We start from the raw sequence: 789 nt of genomic DNA, 5'->3' as shown, positions 1-789 counted from the left end.
TGGCCCGCGAGCACGGCGGCGACGGGCGCGCACCCCGCCTGCGCGGCGCACGCGCCGGCCAGCGCCTCGGCCAGCCGGGGCAGCACGCGGCGGACGCGGAGCGCCGCGCTCCACCGCGGGGCCAGGGTGAGCAGGGCGGCGGTGGCCAGCACGGAGAGCAGGAAGCCGAAGTCGCGCGCGAGCCACGGGTCGTAGAGCACCAGCAGCAGGACGGCGCCGGCGAGTGCGGGCAGCAGCGCGCGGCGCCGGCCGGTGGCGAGGGCGAGCAGGGTGATCAGACCGCAGACCGCCGCCCGCAGGACGCTCGGCTCGGGCCGGCAGACGACGACGAAGCCGAGCGTGAGGACGCCCCCGAGGAGGGCGGTGGCGCGCAGCGGGATGCCGAGCCGCGGCGCGAGGCCGCGGCGCTCGGCCCGGACGGCGAGGTGGGGCGGGCCGATGAGGAGGGCGAGGACGACCGTGAGGTTGGCTCCGGAAACGGCCAGTAGATGGGTGAGGTCGGTGGCGTGGAAGGCGTCCTGCAGCTCGGCGGGGATGCGGGAGGTGTCGCCGACGACGAGGCCGGGCAGCAGCGCGCGGGCGTCGGCGGTGAGCCCGTCGGTGGCCTCGCGCAGCCCGCCCCGCAGCGCGCCGGCGGCACGTTGCAGGTCGCCGGGCCCGTGCACGACGGCCGGCGGCCCGTCGGCGTCGGCCCGGAGCACGGCGCCCACGGCACGGCCCCCGCCGGAGTCCGGCGAGACCCGCGCCTCGACCCGCACCCGGGTCGAGGGCAGCAGGCGCAGCCAGGCC

General features: G+C 79.8%; 1 protein-coding gene. It reads right to left on the bottom strand.

All coding sequences use genetic code 11. The features are described 5' to 3' along the window. Positions 1-789: ComEC/Rec2 family competence protein (locus ABD317_RS37405; RefSeq protein WP_344296596.1), on the bottom strand; the 789-nt coding region annotated here is incomplete at both ends.

The sequence above is a fragment of the Streptomyces synnematoformans genome (assembly GCF_039531005.1).
Lineage (GTDB): Bacteria > Actinomycetota > Actinomycetes > Streptomycetales > Streptomycetaceae > Streptomyces > Streptomyces synnematoformans.
Note: the sequence above shows the minus strand (reverse complement) of the source record. Positions and strands in the feature narration are given on the sequence as shown.